This window comes from Actinomadura sp. NPDC048032 (assembly GCF_040653175.1).
Taxonomy (GTDB): domain Bacteria; phylum Actinomycetota; class Actinomycetes; order Streptosporangiales; family Streptosporangiaceae; genus Spirillospora; species Spirillospora verrucosospora.
The window spans coordinates 1-1,368 of sequence record NZ_JBEZJP010000798.1; the positions used below are offsets into that span (position 1 = coordinate 1).

Annotated in this window: 2 protein-coding genes; both read left to right on the plus strand. The window is 71.0% G+C overall.

The annotated features are described in order from the left end of the window. Positions 1-100 precede the first annotated feature (100 nt). The gene (locus AB0C69_RS42305) at positions 101-706 is read left to right on the plus strand and encodes an ATP-dependent Clp protease proteolytic subunit (protein WP_360362597.1); all 606 of its coding nucleotides are present in this window, start codon (positions 101-103) and stop codon (positions 704-706) included. Beyond that, on the plus strand, positions 703-1,368 hold a 666-nt coding region (locus AB0C69_RS42310), incomplete at its 3' end, for an ATP-dependent Clp protease proteolytic subunit (protein ID WP_360362600.1). The genes AB0C69_RS42305 and AB0C69_RS42310, both read left to right, overlap by 4 nt.

The window sequence follows — 1,368 nt, forward strand, 5'->3', positions numbered from 1 at the left end:
GTCGTACCCCAGCACCCGGGGCGCGCCTTCGAACCCCACCGTCTCCAGGTGCGCGGGCGGGCGCAGAGTGAAGGGCATGAGCGAGGAACAGGCAATCCCGTTGTTCAACGAACGAGTGCGGCGCGAGCTCTACCAGCAGCGCGTCCTCGTCCTCGACGGCCCGCTGGACGACGACAACGGCACGCTGCTGGCGACGCAGCTGATGATCCTGGCGAGGGAGGACGCCTCGACCGACATCGCGCTGTGGATCCATTCCCCCGGCGGGTCGGTGCCGTCGATGCTGGCGATCCGCGACGTCATGCGGCTCATCCCGTGCGACGTGTCCACACTGGTGCTCGGCATCGCCTACAGCGCCGGGCAGTTCCTGCTGTCGTCCGGCACGCCCGGCAAGCGCCGCGCCATGCCGCACGCCCGCGTGCTGATGCACCAGGGCTCCGCCGGGATCGCGGGCGCCGCCGTCGACATCGAGCTGCAGGCGAACGACCTGCGCCACACCCGCGACACGGTGCTCGGGCTCATCGCCGAGGACACCGGCCAGCCCATCGAGCGGGTCTTCGAGGACTCGCTGCACGACCGCTGGTACACGGCGGGCGAAGCGCTCGAATACGGCTTCGTCGACGCGATCGTCAGCACGTTCGACGAGGTCATGCCGACCCGACACCGACCCGTGGGGCTCGGCGCCCCGTCCGGAGGAGCCGCACGATGAGCACCTACACGATCCCGAACGTCATCGCGCAGCACCCCCGCGGCGAGCGCATCATGGACGTCTACTCGCACCTGCTGACGGAGCGGATCATCTACCTCGGCACCGCCATCGACGCGGGCGTCGCGAACGCGCTCGTCGCGCAGCTGCTGTACCTGGAGTCCGACAGCCCCGAGCGCGACATCCAGCTGTACATCAACTGCGAGGGGGGAGACCCGAGCGCGATGCTCGCCGTGTACGACACGCTGCGCTACATCCGCCCGCAGGTGGCGACGACGTGCGTGGGGCAGGCGGTCGCCGTCGGCGCCGTCCTCCTCGCCGCGGGCACTCCCGGCAAGCGCGCGGCGCTGCCCCACACCCGCGTCGTCCTGCACCAGCCGATGGGCCAGGGCCGCGGAGCGATCCCGGACCTCATCCTCCAGGCGGACGAGGTCGTCCGGGTGCGCGCCGACATCGAGAGCATCCTGTCCCGGCACACCGGGCAGGACATCGCGACGCTGCGCGCCGACACCGACCGCGACCGCGTGTTCACCGCGCACACGGCGCTGGACTACGGCCTCATCGACCACGTGATCGAGGAGCGGCAGCCGATGCCCGCTCGGTCTTGGGCGTGCGGCGCATCCGCAGCGGATAGCCCACGTTGCCCCGCACGGTCATGTGCGGCC